The organism is Mesorhizobium sp. M0136, assembly GCF_040322515.1.
Lineage (GTDB): Bacteria > Pseudomonadota > Alphaproteobacteria > Rhizobiales > Rhizobiaceae > Mesorhizobium.
In genome coordinates this window covers 145,404-163,663 of record NZ_JAMYTP010000007.1, presented here as the reverse complement: position 1 = coordinate 163,663, position 18,260 = coordinate 145,404, and the positions used below count along the sequence as shown (strand labels likewise).

Sequence of the window (18,260 nt, the reverse complement as noted above, 5' to 3'; positions counted from 1 at the left end):
ATGCGAGCACTTTAGATTCCTGTTTATGCATGTCGTTATCGCAAAACCGCTGCCCACCCTCGGGTCAAGCCCGAGGGCATGCTTTTGTGGGACATGCATTAGCAGCCGCCAAGCAGCCGATTGTCGAGCGGGTAGGTCGAAAGCTTCTCGTTGCCGGTTTCGGTGATCAGGATCTGTTCCTCGATCTTGGCGCCTTCGTAGCCGCCAAGCCGACCGATATAGCTCTCGACGCACAGCACCATGCCAGGTTCGAGCACTCCGTCGGGTGTGTCGTCGGTCCAGTCGCTAGCATGCGGCAAAGTCGGGTATTCGTCGGCAAGACCGACGCCGTGATAGAGCACCCCGTAACGGGCGGGGAAGCAGTCCCCCGGCGGCACTGACGAGCGCTCGACGAGGTCGCGGAACGATACGCCCGGCCGCATCAGCTCCGTGTTGTTGGCGATCTGGTCGGCGGCGATGCGGAACAGGTCGCGCTGGTCCTGCGACGGCGGCGCGTCACCGCAAAGCCAAGTGCGCGAAAGGTCGGCGCAGAAGCCGTAAGGACCGATCAGGTCGGTATCGAAAGCGACGAGCTCGCCGACCTCGATCGTCCGCGACGAGCACTCCTGGAACCACGGATTGGTGCGCGGACCCGACGACAGGAGCCGGGTTTCGATCCATTCGCCGCCGCGCGCGATGTTGCCACGATGGAGTTCGGCCCACAATTCATTCTCCGAGATGCCAGGCCTTAGCGCCTGCTCCATCTCGCCCATCGCTGCCTCGCAAGCGACGATCGCCCGGCGCATGGCAAGGATCTCGTCGGGCGATTTGATCAGCCGCGCATTTTCCATCACCCCTTCGCCATTGCCGGTCGAAATGCCGAGACGGGCGAGCTCTTCGATGCCCTCGGGATTAATGTGGTCGACGGCGATGCGGCGATTGCCGCCGCCATGTTCCAATACCAGCTCGGCGATGCCGGCTGCCCAGCGGCGGACTTTTTGACCGGTCAGCTCGCCGCTGTACAGGTAAGCCCACGACACCGCCGGCCGCACCTCGTCGACGACGCCGGAATGATCGGAAAGATGCTCGCAGGAGAAATAGTCGAACAGCACCACCGGGCCATCGGTGGCGACGAAACAATGCCTGGTCCGATTGTGTGCGACCCAGAGCTGCATGTTGGTCGCATCCGTCGCATAGCGGATGTTGACCGGATCGTAGAGCAAGGCTCCCGCATAGTCGCGGCGCTTCAGCTCGGCGCGGATGCGCTCGAGCCGGTATCGGCGCATGGCGGGCAGGTCAGGAGCAGCAATTCCCGCCGCCTGCCATTCGGTTTCCGCCAGCGCTCCATAGCCCAGCGCATGCTGGTTGAGTTCAGCGGCCTTCAGCCGCGATTTTTTGCGCAGCACATCGTTCGAGCCGTCCGGCTCGAACGGCATGATCTTGCGGTGATGACGGGGCCGGTCAGTCGGGTTCCTGTCCACCCTCGGCTCCTCCGCTAACGCCTTCTTTTGGCGCCGTGGCTCCTCCCACCGCCATTCTCTTCAATCTTACATAGGCGCCGGGCCGGGTGGACTTGCCGGTGCCACGCAACAGCGGAACCATCATTTGCCGCGGCTGGCCGTCCGGCTCATAGCCGGCCGCTTTGAGCTGCTCCAAAATGACCGGACGCGGATCGTCGCGGTCAAGCCAGACGAGTACGGCCGGCTCCTGCATCAGCATTTCGAAATTAGGCACTTCCTGGTCAAGTGCGACCAGTTTTTCGTCGACCAGCCGCAGGTTTCCGACCCATGCACCATCAGATATTGCGGTTTTGGCCGGTCCGTCCGCAGTCAGTTGGCGATAGAGGGCCGGGTAATCCACGCGGATCATCCGCGACAGACCACTGGTCCCGTTTATCTGGACGTACCAGGTGGCGGGCGCGAGGAGCACGGCGATGATCGCTCCAGCCGCGATTACCAGGAGCTGCGCATTCCTGCCGCGCGGCGTCAGCCGTTCCATAGTGGCGACGATGGCCGGCGGCAACATGAACAGGACCGGTAGCAGCCAGCGATCCTTGACCACCGTCACGCCGGTGGCCAGTACAAGTATCGCAAGCATGGCCAAGCCGAGCGCCAAGGTACGCCTCAACAGAATTTCCCGAGCCGGACCTTTCGGGTGCCACTCGGAGAAACGAAACCCGGCCAGCCCGAAAGCCAGCGCGGAGACGAGCACCGGCAAGACCGCGAAATTGAAGGTCCCCATGATAAACTTGCGGGCACCGACAAAGGCCGCCGCCATGCGCCCTCGTTGCGAGTCTATTCCGAACTTCTCGCCTCTCGACAATAAATCGGCGGGATGCATGAGGCTCCAATAGGTGGTTGGCGCCAGCACCAATATCGCGACCGCTATGCTGATGGCGAACTTCGGATCGAGGATTACGCTGCGCCATTCGCGCAGCGACAGCACTGCCGCAACAAGGGCTATCACGAGAAAGACATCATTATATTTGGCAAGAATTGCAGCCGCCGTGGCCAAGCCAAACGCCGCATAGGCGACCATGCTTCGCCGCTCGAGAAGATAGGCCATGGCAAGCAGGAGCAGCGAGCAGAAGGCGACGACGGCGACGGAATGCGACAAGGCGCGCTGCGATTCCCAGACGATCTGCGGGATCGTAAACAGACCGAACATGGCCGCCGCCGCTGTCGCTTTGGTGTAGCCGAACCGCCGCATGGCGGCGAACACGCTGCAGGCGGCGAGGAACAGCACGGAGTATTTGACGAGCTTCAGCGTGAAGATACTGGTGCCGAAAACATGCGCGGCCAGCCAGTTGATCCAGGTGTAGAGGGGTGGTTGCGAGCCGCCATATCCAGCCCAGAGATACGGTATATAGATCAGCTGCTCCGCATCATCGATGCCGACGCCGGTTCCCGCCCAAGAGCTCAACAGGGACAGTATGATGGTCTGCAAGGCGAAGTAAGCCGCGACCATGACAATCGCCGCCGGGAACGGGCCGATCCGTCCCTCGGCCAGCCACTCGGCCCATCTCAGATTGTACTTCAATGAAATCTCATCGCCCTTGCCAGCAGAGTGTTGCCGGCTGCGCTAGCATGAAGAGCATGCTCCGCACAATGCGACCGGCTGGCTGCGCCTACGTCCTCATCTTTTCGCCGCTCGGATCGAACGGCGGTTCGACATTGATGCGTGCGGGACGCCGGTGGCCAAGGATTTCGATCTCGAACAGGCCGGCGCTCTCGTTCTCGGCAAGCGCTGCCGGTACATAGCCTTGCGCCATCGACTTCTCGACATAATGCGCATAGCCGCCGGAGGTGATCCAGCCGACCACGCGCCAGTCGCCGTCGACAATGCCGCGCACGGCAGACGCGCCTTCGGCGGCGTTCGAGCCGCGCACTTCCTTGCCGCCCGCGTCGAAGCGCGGTGCACCGTAGCCATGCGGCTTTTCCACGGTGCCGTAATCCTTGCCGCCGACTTTGGCCCAGATCGGCTCGTCGCCCATGACGTCGGCATCCGCGGCATCGACGATGAAGGAAACGCGGCGCAGCTTCGGCCCTGCCGCCTGTTCCCTGGCTGCCGCCTCCCGGCCGATGAAATCGTTCTTCTCCAGCTTGATGAAGCGGTCCATCGAGCCTTCGAATGGTCCGTAGATCGGACGTAGCTCGCGGAACCAGGTCGGGAAGTTCTTCTCAAGGCGCATCGAGAGCAAAGCCCGCATGCCGAAATCGATAAGGCCAAACTCTTCGCCAGCCTCCTTGATCGCCTTGTAGACCAGGCGCTGGTAGGCGGGCGCCATCCAGATCTCATAGCCGAGGTCGCCGGTGTAGGTGATGCGGTTGACCATGCAGGGCGCGCCGCCGACCGCCATCTCGCGGAAATCCATGAAGCGGAAGGCCTTGGTCGAGATGTCGACATCGACCAGTTTCTGCAGCAGGTCACGCGATTTCGGCCCGGCGATCGACAACCCGACCAGCGTCTGGTCGAAGCGGTGGATGCGGATGCTTCCATCCTTCGGCAGATGCTTCTCGAACCAGCGCATGTGGTATTTCTGCGCTGCCGAAGAACCCCAGATCATGAAGCGTTCTTCGCCCGCCTTGGCGATGGTGAAGTCGCCGATCAGCCGGCCGAACTCGTTCAGCATCGGCGTCAGCACGATGCGGCCGGTCCTTGGCATGCGATTGGTCATCAGCCGGTTGAGGAAGTCCTCGGCCCCTGGTCCGGAGACTTCGTATTTGGCAAAGTTGGCGATCTCGGTGACGCCGACCTTCTCGCGGGTGGCGCGCACCTCCTCGCCGATCGGGCCGAAATCATTGGAGCGGTGGAAGGACACGACGTCCTTCGGCTCCGAGCCTTTCGGCGCGAACCAGAGCGGGGTTTCGAGACCCCAGCTGTCGCCCATGACGGCGTTGTTGGCGAGCATGGTGTCGTAAAGCGGGGTCGTCTGCGCCGGTCTTGCCGCCGGCAATTCCTCGTTGGGAAAGCGGATGGAGAAACGGCGCGAATAGTTTTCGCGCACCTTTGCGTTGGTGTAGCGCAGCGTTGCCCATTCGCCGAAGCGGGCCACGTCCATGCCCCAGACGTCGAAGCCGGGGTCGCCATGGACCATCCAGTTGGACAGCGCCAGGCCGACGCCGCCACCCTGGCTGAAGCCGGCCATGACGGCGCAGGCGCACCAGAAATTGGTCAGGCCCTGCACCGGGCCGACCAGCGGGTTGCCGTCCAGCGCGAAGGTGAAGGGACCATTGATGATCTGCTTGATGCCGGCCTTCTCGATGCCGGGGAAATGCTTGAAGCCGATCTCAAGCGACGGCGCGATGCGGTCGATGTCGGGCTGCAGCAGCTCGTGGCCGAAATCCCACGGCGTGTTGACCGGCGACCACGGCTTGCAGGCCTTTTCATAGGTACCGAGCAGGATGCCGTTGCGCTCCTGGCGGGTATAGATCTCGCCCTTGAAATCGAGCACGCCGATCATCTCGCGGCCGGTCGACTTGTTGAATTCCTCGACCTCCGGCATCGGCTCGGTCAGGAGATACATGTGCTCCATGGCCAGCACCGGCAGTTCGACGCCGACCATGCGACCGATCTCACGCGCCCACAGGCCGCCGCAGTTGACGACATGCTCGGCTTTGACCGTGCCTTGCTCGGTGACGACGTTCCAGGTGCCGTCGACCTCCTGCGTCAGTTCGACGACGCGGTTGCGCAGCACGATCTCGGCGCCCAGCTTCCTGGCGGCCTTGGCATAGGCGTGGGTGGTGCCGGAAGGATCGAGGTGGCCCTCGACCGGATCCCACATGGCGCCGACGAAATTCGTCTCGTCCATCAGCGGGAACATCGCCTTCGCCTCGGACGGCGTGATCAGTTCTGTGTCCATGCCGAGATAGCGGCCCTTGGCGTGGGCGAGCCGCAGGAAGTCCATGCGCTCGGGCGTATCGGCCATCATCACGCCGCCGGTCAGGTGCAGCGAGCAGGATTGGCCGGAAATCTCCTCGATCTCCTTGTAAAGCTGCACCGTATAGGCCTGCAGCTTGGCGACGTTGGGATCGCCGTTCAGCGTATGGAAGCCGCCCGCCGCATGCCAGGACGAGCCGGAGGTGAGCTCCGAACGCTCGATCAGCAGGATGTCGGTCCAGCCAGCTTTGGCCAGATGATAGAGCACCGAGCAGCCAACGACCCCGCCGCCGATGACAACCGCTTTTGCATGAGATTTCATTAAGATAATTCCGTTTTTGAAGAGATTGAATCGAGTGAGCGGGGCGCGAAAACAAAGCGGAGGTCGAATACGGCGATGTTTTCGGCCAGCCTGCCATCAAGCGCGGCAAGAATGGTTTCACAGACGGAAGTACGATGTTTCAGGACGTCATGGTTCCAAAGACGCAGGATCGAATAGCCTTGGGCGCGCATGAAATCATCGCGGCGGCGGTCATATGAACTGTCGGCGTGCTGTTGTCCGTCGATTTCAACAACAAGCCATTTTTCGCGGCAGACGAAGTCTGCAAAAAAGGCGCCGATGGAGAACTGACGCGTAAAGCGATAGCCGCCAAGCTTGCGCGCCTTTAATTCAAGCCAGAGCAGTGCTTCCGCCTGATTGCCTGCTTGCCTAAGTTTTCGTGCTCGCTCGGTTGTACCTATTTTGCGGCGACTACGCGTTTCATGAACGGCTTCCCCCACTCCGTCGCTGCTTCGCAGCGCCACCTCTCCCCCCTCCGGAGGGAGAGGAAGGGGGCTGGCTGGAATAAGGTCGCGCCCTTCCTCTACCCCGTCGATCGGGGGAGAGGTGTCGAGCGAAGCTCGACGGAGCGGGGGTCGACTGTTCATCAAACCAATGATCAGAAATCGGTCGGTGCGCCGCCTTCGGCCCGGCGCTTGTCGACGAAAGCGTTGAGCTCCTCGCGAATTGCCGGGTCCATATAGGGCTCTTCATAGGACGCCAGCCGTTCCTTCCACACGCGATTGGCTTTTTCGAGCGCCGTCGGCGATCCCGCCTCCGCCCAACTCTCGAAATTGCGCCAGTCCGAAATGATTGGCGCGTAAAACGCGGTCTTGTAGCGGTCCTGCGTGTGCTGGGTGCCGAAGAAATGGCCGCCGGGGCCGACCGACTGGATGGCATCGAAACCGAGCGCTTCGTCGGAAAGATCGAGCGGCGTCAGGAACTCGGCGACCATCTGCAACAGGTCTATATCGAGGATGGTCTTTTCGTAGGAGCAGCGCAGGCCGCCTTCGAGCCAGCCGGCCGCATGCATCATCAGATTGCCGCCACCTTGGATGGCGCCCCACAGCGAGAACACGCTTTCATAGGCGGCTTGAGCGTCGACCGTGTTAGCGGCGCAGGTGTTGGAGGTGCGGTAGGGGATGTTGTAGCGGCGGGCGAGCTGCCCGCCGACCAGCTGCGCCTTCATATATTCCGGCGTGCCGAAGGCCGGCGCGCCGGACTTCATATCGACATTCGAGGTGAAGCCGCCGTAGCCGACAGGCGCGCCCTTGCGCACCATCTGCGCAAAGGCGATGCCGGACAGCGCCTCGGCATTCTGTTGCACCAGCGCGCCGGCAATCGTCACCGGCGCCATGGCGCCGGACAGGGTGAAGGGCGTCACGATGACCACCTGGCCCTTGCTCGACATCTGGATGATACCTTCCATCATCGGCACGTCGAGCTTGAGCGGCGAATTGGTGTTGATGATGGTGAATACCGACGGCTCTGCGAGCAACTGCTCATGGCTGATGCCGCGCGCGATCCTGGTGATCTCGATGCCGTCGACGTTGCGCTCCTTACCGAGCGAATAGATGTGGAACATCTTGTCGGTCAGCGTGGCGAGGTCACGGATGCATTCGAGGTGGCGCACGGACGGATGGATGTCGATCGGCTCGACCGGGTACCCGCCCGTGCAGTTCAATATGTTGTGCATCTGCGCAAGCTTGAGGAAGTTGCGGTAGTCCTGCTGGTTGCCTGGCCGGCGGCCGCGGTCGACGTCTGAGCAATTGGGTGCCGACGCCATCATCGAGATGATCAGATTATCGCCGCCGAAGCGCACATTGTGCGTCGGGTTGCGGGCGTGGATGGTGAATTCCGGCGGGCAGTGCGCTACCAGTTCCAGGATCATGTCGCTGTCGAAGCGCACCCGCTCGCTGCCTTCGCGGACATCGGCGCCATGCGCCTTCATGATGCGCCGGGCTTCGTCATGCAGCACGTCGACGCCGATTTCCCGCAGCACGCGCAGAGAGGCGAGATGAATTGATTCCAGCTCGTCGTCGGAAACCAGCCGGGTCGGCGTCAGCGGGTTCTTCAACTGCCGAAACGGCGGCTGCTCAAACGTCGTCGATCCGCCGGCACGCTTCCCCGCGCGGCCGCCGCGACGGGCGCGGTCGTTTGCCAGTGCCGGTTCGGCGGGCTGAAGGGCGGCGGTCATAAGAGTCCTCGTACGCTGCGGCAATGCGGCGGCATAATGGACCGCCGGCCGTCCGGCCATTGCGGAGGCGGCGACCACTAGGGCGAGGGAAGCGACATGCCCTGGGGACAGCCGGCTGGATCGCCAGCCTCTTGATCGCGTTCCGGCTGGCGCAAGCGGTTTTCCTTGCCGGTGCTTACCGCGACGGAACCGAAACGCTAATCCTGCATCATGGACCGGGCGGTACAAAGCAGCGGCGAAATAGGGCAATGGGCGGCGATCACCGGCGTGATCGCCACCGTCTCGGTGTTCGCCATCGCGCAAGGGCTGAGCTATCCGCTGTTGAGCTTCATCCTGCAGCGCCAGGGTGTCTCGCCGGCCATAATCGGCCTGTCGGCGGCAATGACGCCGATCGGCTTCATCGTCTCGTCGCCGCTGGTTCCGGCGCTGGCGCGGCGTTTCGGGGCAGGGCGCACCGCGCTTACTTGCGCGGCACTTTCCGCGCTGGTGCTGGCGCTGATCGGCTGGACCCAAAACGTCTATCTGTGGTTTCCGCTGCGCTTTTTGATCGGCGCCGTCACCAACCCGCTCTACGTGCTGAGCGAAGTCTGGGTGATCGCACTGGCGCCGCCGGCACGCCGCGGCCGCGTCATGGGCATCTATTCGACCATCATTTCGGCGGGCTTTGCGGCGGGGCCGCTGTGCCTGCTTGCGGTCGGCACCGTGGGATGGCCGCCGTTTCTGGTCGGCATCGGCGCATTCCTGTTTTGCGGCGCCTGCCTCGCCTCGGTGCTGGCACGGCTGCCCAAGGTCGACGAGAGCGGGCACCGGGTTTCGGTGCTGGGGTTCGTGCCGCAGGCGTGGCTGCTGTTGTCGGCGGTGATTGTGGCCGCCGGTTTCGAACAGGCGGTGCTCGCCTTGCTGCCGGTCTACGGAACACATTATGGCATTGCGGAAGCGCACATGTCGGCGCTGCTGTCAGTGATGATCGCCGGCAATATCGCTATGCAGGTGCCGCTCGGCTTGTTGGCGGAACGACTGACGGCGCGGCTGGTGCGGTTCATCTGTGTTTCGATGACGGTGCTGGGATGCGCGCTGCTGCCGGTTCTCATCGAGACGCCGCTGATCTGGCCGTGCGTCTTCGTCTGGGGTGCGGTTTCGTACGGTATCTACACGATGTCGATCATCGAGCTCGGCGAGCGGTTCACCGGCTCGGCACTGGTCGCCGGCAATGCCGCCTTCTCTTTGATGTGGGGCATCGGCGGCATCGCCGTGCCGCCGCTGGCGGGCAGCGCCATGGATGTTGTTGGCGCCGGCGGCCTGCCAATGACGCTCGGTGCCATTTGCCTGGCGCTGGCAGTTGTAACGGTCATTCGAAGACGGATGGCGTGAATGCCAGAAAGCCGCCGTTTCTGACGAACGACTTGAATATAAGCGGCCCCATGTCGATCTTGGCTATGCCGCCGCCCGACTCAACCGGAGACCTCATGACCAAATCGAATACCAAGGGCCAGCCGGGTTCGGCGGCCGAAGACCCGTTTCTCTGGCTGGAGGACAGGAGGGGCAAGCAGGCGCTCGACTGGGTGCATCGCCAAAATGCGATCACGGTCGGGGAGCTGCAGGGTGATCCGTCCTATCAGACGTCGTTCCAGACGGCGCTCGACCTGATGACGGCCGAGGATAACATCGCCGTCGGGGCCGCTATCAACGGCTATGTCTATAATTTCTGGCAGGACCGAACGAACGTACTCGGCCTCTGGCGGCGCACCACGGTCGCGTCCTACAAGACCGACAAGCCGGAATGGCAGACGATCATCGACTTCGACAGCCTGGCGGCGAAAGAGGGAGTGAAATGGGTGTTCAGCGGCGCCAGCCGACTTTATCCCGACTTCAGCCGCTGCCTGCTCAGCCTGTCGCCGGATGGCGGCGATGCCAGCGAGATGCGCGAATTCGATATCGAAAGCAGGTCCTTCGTCGATGGCGGCTTTCGTGCTCCTGCCTCGAAGTCGAGCTTTAGCTGGCTGGACGAGGACACGGTTACCGTTTCCGCCGCCTTCGAGGAGGACGACAAGACCCAGTCCGGTTATCCGCGCGTGGTCAAGCTTTGGCGGCGCGGCACGCCACTGAACGAGGCGATGCCGATCTTTGAGGCGCTGAAGCAGGATCTTGCCGCCGGCGGGTCCGTCGAATTCGACGGCGACAAGCGTCATGTCTTCCTCGCCCGGACCATCGACTTCTTCGCCTCGCACAGTTTCCTGCGGCTGCCATCGGGCGAAAACAGGCGCATCCCGCTGCCGGACGACGTCACCGATACAGCGGTGTTCAAGGGCCAGCTTGTCTTCGGCGTGCGTACGCCATGGACGGCGCCGGACGGCACGCTATGCAAGCCCGACGGGCTCTATTCACTCGATTTCGAGCGCTGGATCGAAACCGGGCTATTCGGATCCCTCGATACCGTGCTCGAGCCGGCGCATCGTGTCTCGATCGCCGGTATTGCCCGCACGCAGGACCGGCTGTTCATCAATTTGATGGACAATGTGCGCGGCAAGGTCGTCGCCGGCAAGCGCAGCGACAGCCGCTGGGAGTTCAAGCCCGTGGCTTTACCCGAAAACGGCAATGTCGGCATCAGCCATGCCGAGCATTTCGGTTCCAGCGTCTCCTTCTCCTTCACCGATTTCCTGACGCCGAGCTCGATCATCTGGTCGGACGACAACGCCGCGGGCCTCGCAACGGTGAAGTCGCAGCCGGCGCGTTTCGATGCGTCGTCGCTGGTCTCCGAACAGTTCGAAGCGCGCTCGAAGGATGGCACGATGATCCCGTACTTCGTCGTCAGGAGGCGCGACTTGCATGGACCCGTGCCGACATTGCTTTACGGCTATGGCGGCTTCGAAGTGCCGCTGCTGCCCGGCTATGCCGGCGTGCGCGGCAGGCTGTGGCTGGAGAAGGGCAATGCCTATGTGCAGGCCAACATACGCGGCGGCGGCGAGTTCGGCCCGAACTGGCATCAGGCGGCGCTCAAGGCCAATCGCCAGAATGCCTTCGACGACTTCGCCGCGGTCGCGCAAGATCTGGTGAAGCGCGGCATCGCTACGCCCGCCACGCTGGGCATCCAAGGCGGATCGAATGGTGGCTTGCTGACCGGCGTCTCGCTGACCCAGCACCCGGAATTGTTCGGTGCCGTGATCATCGAGGTGCCGCTGCTCGATATGCTGCGCTACACCGAACTGCCGCCCGGCGCGTCGTGGATGGCCGAGTATGGCGATCCGGCGAAGCCGGAAGAGGCAGCCTGGCTCGCCGCCTATTCGCCGTACCAGCATGTAGACACGGACGCAGCCTATCCGCCGGTGTTGCTGACGACCTCGACCGCCGACGATCGCGTCCATCCCGGGCACGCGCGCAAGATGGCGGCACGGCTGCAGGCGGCCGGCCACGGCAAGACGCTGTTCTTCGAGGAGACCGAGGGCGGCCATGGCGGACGCGGCGATCGGCGGCCGCAAGCAGCCCAGGCGGCGATGAAATATGTCTTCCTGCAGCGGGCCCTAACTGGCACCAATTGACTGGCACCAATTGACCGGCGTCGCTTGACCGGCACGGCTTGAACTGAGGGCTCGAGGCAGCCTAAGGTACATGCATGGCTCGGCTGGCGAAATCGGGTTGCGCATTTGGGGTCGCGGTGACGCCGTCGCCGCGCACGCTTCGCGCCGAGCTGTTGCGGCTGTGCGCCCGCATCGGCTATTCGCCGCCCGCTGTCCTCTGACGAATCCGCCCCGGCGCAAAAGCTGCCGGATTGGTTCAAGAGGAAAGATCAGACATGACCTACCAGAATTATTCGCTGAAGCAGCTTCAGCAGATCGATGCCGCGCATCACCTTCATCCGTTCACCGACCACAAAGAGATGCGCGAGACCGGCTCGCGGATCATCACTCGCGCCAACGGGCCGTTCATCTACGATTCCGAAGGGACGGAAATCCTCGACGGCATGGCAGGGCTGTGGTGCGTCAATGTCGGCTATGGCCGCGACGAGCTGGCCGACGCCGCCTACGCCCAGATGAAGGAATTGCCCTACTACAACTCCTTCTTCAAATGCTCGACGCCGACGCCGGTTCTGCTGTCGAAAAAGCTGGCGGAGATCGCGCCAAGGCACATCAACCAGGTGTTCTACGGCTCGTCCGGTTCGGAGGCCAACGACACGGCGCTGCGCCTGGTCCGTCACTATTGGGTGCTGGAAGGCAAACCGGAGAAGAACCGCATCATCTCGCGCAAGATGGGCTATCACGGCTCGACCATCGCCGGCGCCTCGCTCGGCGGCATGGATTTGATGCACAAGCAGCTCGGCGGCGCCGTGCCCAACATCGTCCATGTAATGATGCCCTATGCCTATGAGCTCGCACTGCCCGGCGAAAGCGACCATGATTTCGGCCTGCGCGCGGCAAAAGCGGTCGAGGACGCGATCCTCGAAGCTGGCGCCGACAAGGTGGCCGCCTTCATCGGCGAACCGGTGATGGGGGCAGGCGGGGTGAAGATCCCGCCGATGAGCTATTGGCCGGAAGTGCAGCGCATCTGCCGCAAATACGACGTCCTGCTGATGCTGGACGAGGTCATCACCGGCTACGGCCGCACCGGCGAGTGGTTCGCGGCACAAGCCTTCGATGTCGAGCCCGACACCATCACCACGGCCAAGGCGCTGACCTCTGGCTATCAGCCGCTGTCGGCGCTGCTGGTCAGCGACCGCATCGCGGCGACGCTGGTCGAAAAGGGCGGTGAATTCTATCACGGCTACACCTATGCCGGGCACCCGGTGGCCTGCGCGGTGGCGCTGAAGAACCTCGAGATCATCGAGCGCGAGGGGCTGGTCGAGCGCGTCAGGAACGACACCGGGCCTTACTTCGCCAGGGCTTTGCAGGAACGTCTCGGCGAGCACGATCTGGTCGGCGAGGTGCGCTCGTTCGGGCTGATGGGAGCGATCGAGATCGTCAAGGACAAGGCAACCAAGGAACGCTTCCTGCCGGCCGGCAACGCGGCGGTGACCGTTCGCGACCACGCAATTGCCCAGGGCATGATGCTGCGCGCCACCGGCGAGACGATGATCCTGTCGCCGCCGCTGATCTGGACGCGCGAGACGATCGACATGGCCTGCGATCGTATCGCAAAGGCGCTCGATCTGGCCGAAGCAGATCTGCGCAAGCGGTGAACGACCGCCGGGCGCTCCATGTCGGACGCCCGGCGATCGACCGAGCGCTTGCCGGGCGAGGAAGCGAAACGCAAAAACCGCGCTCCATCGGAACGCGGCTTTGCCAGATACGCACGGCGCTTCGCCAACAATACACTTGCGAAACTAAAGGCGAAACTTACGGGCTCCGGTACGCGAGACCTGATCCGGAGCGCCGGGCGGATGTCCGCCTCGCAATCCGTTTTAAACGCATATCGTTACTGCAGGGTTAGCAAGAGCTTAAGCAAACCTAAATTTGCCGACTTTCCGCTTTGGGCAGATCGAAAACCTGTGAACTTGGAGCTTACGCGGGGTTACCACGGAGGAAATTAATGATGCCGGAAAAATCGGCACCGGCATTCCCCTGTGCGTTGAACAGCGCATAGAGCTGAGCTGCCTCGGCGCCGAGCGGCGTTGCTGCACCGATGCTCTGTGCGGCCTCCTGCGACAGTTTCAGGTCCTTCAGCATCAGTGCCGCCGCGAAGCCAGGCTTATAGCCATTGTTGGCGGGCGATGTCGGCACCGGGCCGGGCACCGGGCAATAGGTGGTCAGCGACCAGCACTGGCCGGACGAGGTCGAGGCGACGTCGAACAGCGCCTGGTGCGACAGGCCGAGCTTTTCCGCCAGCACGAAGGCCTCGGCAACACCGATCATCGAAATGCCCAAAATCATGTTGTTGCAGATCTTCGCCGCCTGTCCGGCGCCGTCGTCGCCGCAATGAACGATGCGGCCGGCCATCGGCTTGAGGATTGGTTCGGCCTTGGCGAAGGCATCCTTCGAACCGCCGGCCATGAAGGTCAGCGTGCCGGCCGCGGCACCGCCCGTGCCGCCGGAGACCGGCGCGTCGATCGACAGCAACCCGTGCTTGGCGGCGATGGCATGGGCCTTTCGAGCCGACTCGACATCGATGGTCGAGGAATCGATGAACAGCGCGCCTTTTTTTGCCTTGGACGCTATGTCTGCGTAAACCGTCAGAACATGCTTACCGGCTGGCAGCATGGTGATGACCGCATCGGCGTCTTTCACCGCTGCAACGGCGTTGGCCATGATGACGACGCCGTGTTCCCTGGCGATGACGAGGTTCTCCGGCACCAGGTCGAACCCGTGCACGGCATACCCGGCCTTGACCAGGTTGGCGGCCATCGGATTGCCCATATTGCCGAGGCCGATGAAGGCGAGGGTGGTCATATTGGCGCTCCCGTGGTGTGGGTAGGCAGTAGGCAGTAGGCAGTAGGCGGTAGGCAGTAAGCGACCTATTCGGGCGCAAGTTTGTTAATAAGCTGGCGAAGCATTTTCCCAATGCCCTCGGTCGCTAAAAGCACGTGATAAGCTTGATCATGCGTAGCAAGGCCAATGCGTTCAGCGATCTGGAGGTGTGTCTCGAACTCCTTCAGCGATCCCTGGGCAATCCTGAGAAATTGCTGATAGGAGCCTCTGTTGTCTCGGCCGTAACCTTCCGCGATGTTTGCAGGAATAGAGGTTGCTGAGCGGCGGATCTGGCTGGTCAACCCATACAATTCCTCTTTTGGCCATGCCTTGGTCAGGGAGTAGGTGGTGACGGCCAGATCCATCGCTTGCTGCCATACGATAAGATCCTTGTACGAATTGATCTTGCCGGTCATCTTTCTGCCTACTGTCTACTGCCTACTGCCTACTGCCTTACCGCCCGATCAGGGCGCGAGCGATGATGACGCGCATGATCTCGTTGGTGCCTTCGAGGATCTGGTGGACACGCAGGTCGCGCACCAGCTTCTCGATGCCGTAATCGTGCAGATAACCATAGCCGCCGTGCAGCTGCAGGGCGTCGTTGGCGACATTGAAGCCGGTGTCGGTGACGAAGCGCTTCGCCATCGCCGACCATTTTGAGGCATCCGGCGTGTTGCGGTCGAGCTTCGAAGCGGCGGTGTAGAGGAAGACGCGCGCTGCCTGCAATTCGGTCTCCATGTCCGCAAGCTTGAACTGCAGCGCCTGGAACTGGTTGATCTTCGAGCCGAAAGCCTTGCGCTCGGCCGTGTAAGCGAGCGCCTTGTCGAGTGCCGATTGCGCGCCGCCGAGCGAGCAGGCGGCGATGTTCAACCGGCCGCCGTCGAGCCCGGCCATGGCGATGCCGAAGCCGGCGCCTTCTGCCGACAGAAGGTTTTCCGCCGGCACCTTGCAGTCCTCGAAGACGACCTGGCGCGTCGACTGCATGTGCCAGCCCATCTTGTGCTCGTTGGCGCCGAAAGAAAGGCCCGGCGCATCGTTCGGCACGACGAAGGTGGAAATGCCTTTCGGCCCGTCGGCGCCGGTGCGCGCCATGACGACATAGAGGTCGCTGTCGCCGGCACCGGAGATAAACTGCTTGGCGCCGTTCAGCACATAGTCGCCGCCGCTCTTTGTCGCGCGCGTCTTCAGCGCCGCCGCATCCGAGCCCGATCCGGGCTCGGTCAGGCAATAGCTTGCCAGCCATTCCATTGAGGTCAGCTTCGGCAGGAAGCGCCGGCGCTGTTCGTCGCTGCCGAAGCGGTCGATCATCGATGCCGCCATATTGTGGATAGAGATGAAGGCGGAAAACGCCGGATCCGCCCGCGAAAGCGCCTCGAAGATCAGCACGGCGTCGAGCCGGCCGAGCCCCGAGCCGCCGACATCCTCGCGGACATATATGCCTCCAAGGCCGAGCGGGCCCGTCTCGCGGATCACGTCGGCGGGGAAATACTTGTTGCGATCCCAGTCGAGTGCGTTCGGCGCCACACGGTCGGCGGCGAAGGCCTCGGCCATCTCCTGGATGGCGCGCTGGTCCTCGTTGAGTTCGAACTGGCTGGTGCCAGCATCGACAGCGGCGTCCATGGCGTGCTCCCTGACGTTTCCGGCCTGCTGGCCTGTCGTTTTTGGCTTTGCGCGCCGTTCAATCTAGACCAATGATGCCGCCGCGCAACCCGACCCGTCTGCGCAGCCGCTGTGCGCGAATGCGCTTTGGAGCAAAGTGTGACGACAAAATTCGACGAACTGCTTGGATGCTTCCATGCCTATCTCCAGACGTTCGACGATGCTCTGGTGCGCGACGCCGTGGCCCGGATCGGCTGGGACATGCCAAGCCGGCCGCTCGAACCGCATGCACTGCCTTGTCTCGTCCAGCTCGACCGTATCGTCGAACTCGCTCCCGTTGCGGCCAAGCCGCTGGCGCGGCTGGTTGCGGCGCGTCGCGGCGATCTGCGCTGGGGCCAGACCTATGGGGAAGCGGATTTCGGCAAGGTTTTCATCGACAATTACGGCTGGCTGGAGGTGTTCGGTACGCGCGGCTATTTCGTCAATGAAGAGGTCGCGGCCGGCCTGCTGATCCTTGGACCCGACATCGTCTACCCCGATCACCACCATGTCGCGGAGGAGATCTACATCCCGCTGACCGGCGGCACCGAATGGCGCATGGGCGATGGCGGTTTTCGCCTTCGAGCGCCGGGCGAGGTGATCCACCATGCCCCTGGCGTCAGCCACGCCATGCGCACCGGCAAGGAGCCGCTGCTGGCGCTCTATCTCTGGCGCGGCGGGCCACTGGCGGCCAAGTCGACGATCACCGCAACCGTTGCGCAGGGCAGGGGCTGATATGGCCAAGGCGATCATGCTGCAGGGCACGGGTTCGGATGTCGGCAAGACGGTGCTCGTCGCCGGGCTGTGCCGCGCGGCCAGGAACCGTGGGCTGAAAGTGCGGCCGTTCAAGCCGCAGAACATGTCGAACAACGCCGCCGTCGCCGATATTCCCCGCGTTTCAGGCGGCGGTGAGATCGGCCGCGCCCAATGGCTGCAGGCGATCGCCTGCGGGGTGCCGCCGACCATCCACATGAACCCGGTGCTCCTCAAGCCGCAGACCGATGTCGGCGCTCAAGTGGTAGTGCAGGGCAAGGTGTTCGGCGAGGCGCGGGCGCGCGACTATCAGGCGCTGAAGGGCCGGCTGATGGATGCGGTGCTGGACTCCTGGGCGACGGTCGGCGAGGGCGCGGACCTGGTCATTGTCGAGGGCGCGGGATCGCCGGCCGAGATCAACCTCAGGAGCCGCGACATTGCCAATATGGGCTTTGCGACGCGCGCCGGCGTGCCGGTGATCCTGGTCGGCGATATCGATCGCGGCGGCGTCATCGCCTCGGTCGCCGGCACCCACCTGATCCTGCCGGACGAGGACCGGCGCATGATCGTCGGCTATCTCATCAACAAGTTCCGCGGCGATGTCACGCTGTTCGACGATGGCATCGAGGCGATCGAAAAATTCACCGGCTGGCGCTGCTTTGGCGTGGTGCCGTGGCTGAAGGCGGCGGCGCGGCTGCCGTCGGAAGACTCCGTCGTGCTCGAACGGTTGGCGTCCGGTGAGAAGCGCGCGCTGAAGATCGCCGTGCCGGTGCTTTCGCGCATCGCCAATTTCGACGATCTCGACCCGCTCAAGGCCGAACCGCAGGTCGAGGTGGTGTTCGTGCCGCCTGGCCAGCGCCTGCCCCAGGATGCAGGGCTGGTGGTCATTCCCGGCTCGAAGTCGACGATTGGCGATCTCCTGAAATTCCGCGAGAACGGCTGGGACCGCGACCTTGCCGCGCATAGGAAACGCGGTGGCCATATCGTCGGCATTTGCGGCGGCTTCCAGATGCTCGGCCATGTCGTGCGCGATCCCGACGGCATCGAGGGCAGCGTTACCGAGGCGCAAGGCCTCGGGCTGCTCGACGTCGAAACGGTGATGGAGCCGGAAAAGACGGTGCGCAACGTCAGCGCGCGCTCGGTGCCGTTCGATCTGCCGCTCGAGGGCTACGAGATCCATCTCGGCCGCACCACCGGTCCGGACACGCTGCGGCCGTCCGCCGTTATCAACGGCATCGATGACGGCGCTATCTCGGCCGACGGCAAGGTGCTGGGCACCTATATGCACGGGCTGTTTTCCGCCGATGCCTTCCGGGCGAAATTCCTCGAAAGCCTCGGCGTGAAGGGCGGCGGCATCGACTACCGCGCCGAGGTCGAACGGGCACTCGACGAGATCGCCGCCGAACTGGAAACCCACCTCGACTGCGACGCGATTTTTGGGCTGGCGCGTTAGAGCTCAATGTTCCTTAGCGCAGAAGCTTGGGCAGGCCGGATGTGCCTGCGTTGGCGGATCGCATGCCTTGGCAATTAGCGCAAACGCCCATCGCTTCGTCATCCTGGGGCGGAGCAAGGAGCGAAGCGACGCGGCGCAGACCCCAGG

At 63.2% G+C, this 18,260-nt stretch carries 13 protein-coding genes; 5 read left to right on the top strand and 8 right to left on the bottom strand.

The features are described 5' to 3' along the window. Positions 1-98 precede the first annotated feature (98 nt). The 5 genes from NKJ35_RS10990 to NKJ35_RS10970 form a co-directional block, all read right to left on the bottom strand. The gene (locus NKJ35_RS10990; RefSeq protein WP_352647054.1) at positions 99-1,415 is read right to left on the bottom strand and encodes a M24 family metallopeptidase; all 1,317 of its coding nucleotides are present in this window, start codon (positions 1,413-1,415) and stop codon (positions 99-101) included. Between the two features lie 25 nt (positions 1,416-1,440). Then, positions 1,441-3,018 carry an ArnT family glycosyltransferase gene (locus NKJ35_RS10985; protein ID WP_352646895.1) on the bottom strand — a complete coding sequence of 526 codons (1,578 nt, stop codon included), beginning with the start codon at positions 3,016-3,018 and terminating at the stop codon, positions 1,441-1,443. A gap of 88 nt (positions 3,019-3,106) precedes the next feature. Further along, complete coding sequence (locus tag NKJ35_RS10980) at positions 3,107-5,680, bottom strand: GcvT family protein (protein ID WP_352646893.1); 2,574 nt, start codon at positions 5,678-5,680, stop codon at positions 3,107-3,109. Next, on the bottom strand, positions 5,680-6,162 hold the full coding sequence (locus NKJ35_RS10975) for an endonuclease domain-containing protein (RefSeq protein ID WP_352646891.1): 483 nt from the start codon (positions 6,160-6,162) through the stop codon (positions 5,680-5,682). The genes NKJ35_RS10980 and NKJ35_RS10975 overlap by 1 nt, the downstream gene beginning before the upstream one ends. A gap of 134 nt (positions 6,163-6,296) precedes the next feature. After that, positions 6,297-7,874 (bottom strand): trimethylamine methyltransferase family protein, encoded by a 1,578-nt coding sequence (locus tag NKJ35_RS10970; protein WP_352646889.1) that lies wholly within the window; start codon positions 7,872-7,874, stop codon positions 6,297-6,299. 210 nt (positions 7,875-8,084) lie between these two features. Between NKJ35_RS10970 and NKJ35_RS10965 the strand changes: the two genes are divergently transcribed. The 3 genes from NKJ35_RS10965 (at position 8,085) to NKJ35_RS10955 (ending at position 13,044) form a co-directional block, all read left to right on the top strand. Beyond that, positions 8,085-9,245 (top strand): MFS transporter, encoded by a 1,161-nt coding sequence (locus NKJ35_RS10965; protein ID WP_352477618.1) that lies wholly within the window; start codon positions 8,085-8,087, stop codon positions 9,243-9,245. Positions 9,246-9,340: 95 nt separating this feature from the next. Beyond that, a complete protein-coding gene (locus tag NKJ35_RS10960) occupies positions 9,341-11,410 on the top strand; it encodes a prolyl oligopeptidase family serine peptidase (RefSeq protein ID WP_352646887.1) in 2,070 nt (689 codons plus the stop codon). Positions 11,411-11,664: 254 nt separating this feature from the next. Next, positions 11,665-13,044, top strand: coding sequence for an aspartate aminotransferase family protein (locus NKJ35_RS10955; RefSeq protein WP_352646885.1), 1,380 nt, complete (start codon positions 11,665-11,667; stop codon positions 13,042-13,044). Positions 13,045-13,366: 322 nt separating this feature from the next. On the opposite strand, the gene mmsB is transcribed toward NKJ35_RS10955, so the two are convergent. From mmsB to NKJ35_RS10940, 3 genes are all read right to left on the bottom strand, one after another. Beyond that, complete coding sequence (gene mmsB / locus NKJ35_RS10950; protein WP_352646883.1) at positions 13,367-14,251, bottom strand: 3-hydroxyisobutyrate dehydrogenase; 885 nt, start codon at positions 14,249-14,251, stop codon at positions 13,367-13,369. Positions 14,252-14,316: 65 nt separating this feature from the next. Next, complete coding sequence (locus NKJ35_RS10945; protein ID WP_254818189.1) at positions 14,317-14,685, bottom strand: four helix bundle protein; 369 nt, start codon at positions 14,683-14,685, stop codon at positions 14,317-14,319. Between the two features lie 37 nt (positions 14,686-14,722). Further along, positions 14,723-15,889, bottom strand: a complete 1,167-nt coding sequence (locus NKJ35_RS10940) for an isobutyryl-CoA dehydrogenase (RefSeq protein WP_352646881.1) — start codon at positions 15,887-15,889, stop codon at positions 14,723-14,725. A gap of 138 nt (positions 15,890-16,027) precedes the next feature. Here NKJ35_RS10940 and NKJ35_RS10935 point away from each other — a divergent pair, with 138 nt between their 5' ends. Further along, complete coding sequence (locus NKJ35_RS10935; protein ID WP_352646879.1) at positions 16,028-16,642, top strand: dimethylsulfonioproprionate lyase family protein; 615 nt, start codon at positions 16,028-16,030, stop codon at positions 16,640-16,642. A 1-nt stretch (position 16,643) separates the two neighbouring features. Further along, positions 16,644-18,113: a cobyric acid synthase gene (locus NKJ35_RS10930; protein ID WP_352646877.1), complete on the top strand. Its 1,470-nt coding sequence runs from the start codon at positions 16,644-16,646 to the stop codon at positions 18,111-18,113. Positions 18,114-18,260 lie beyond the last annotated feature (147 nt).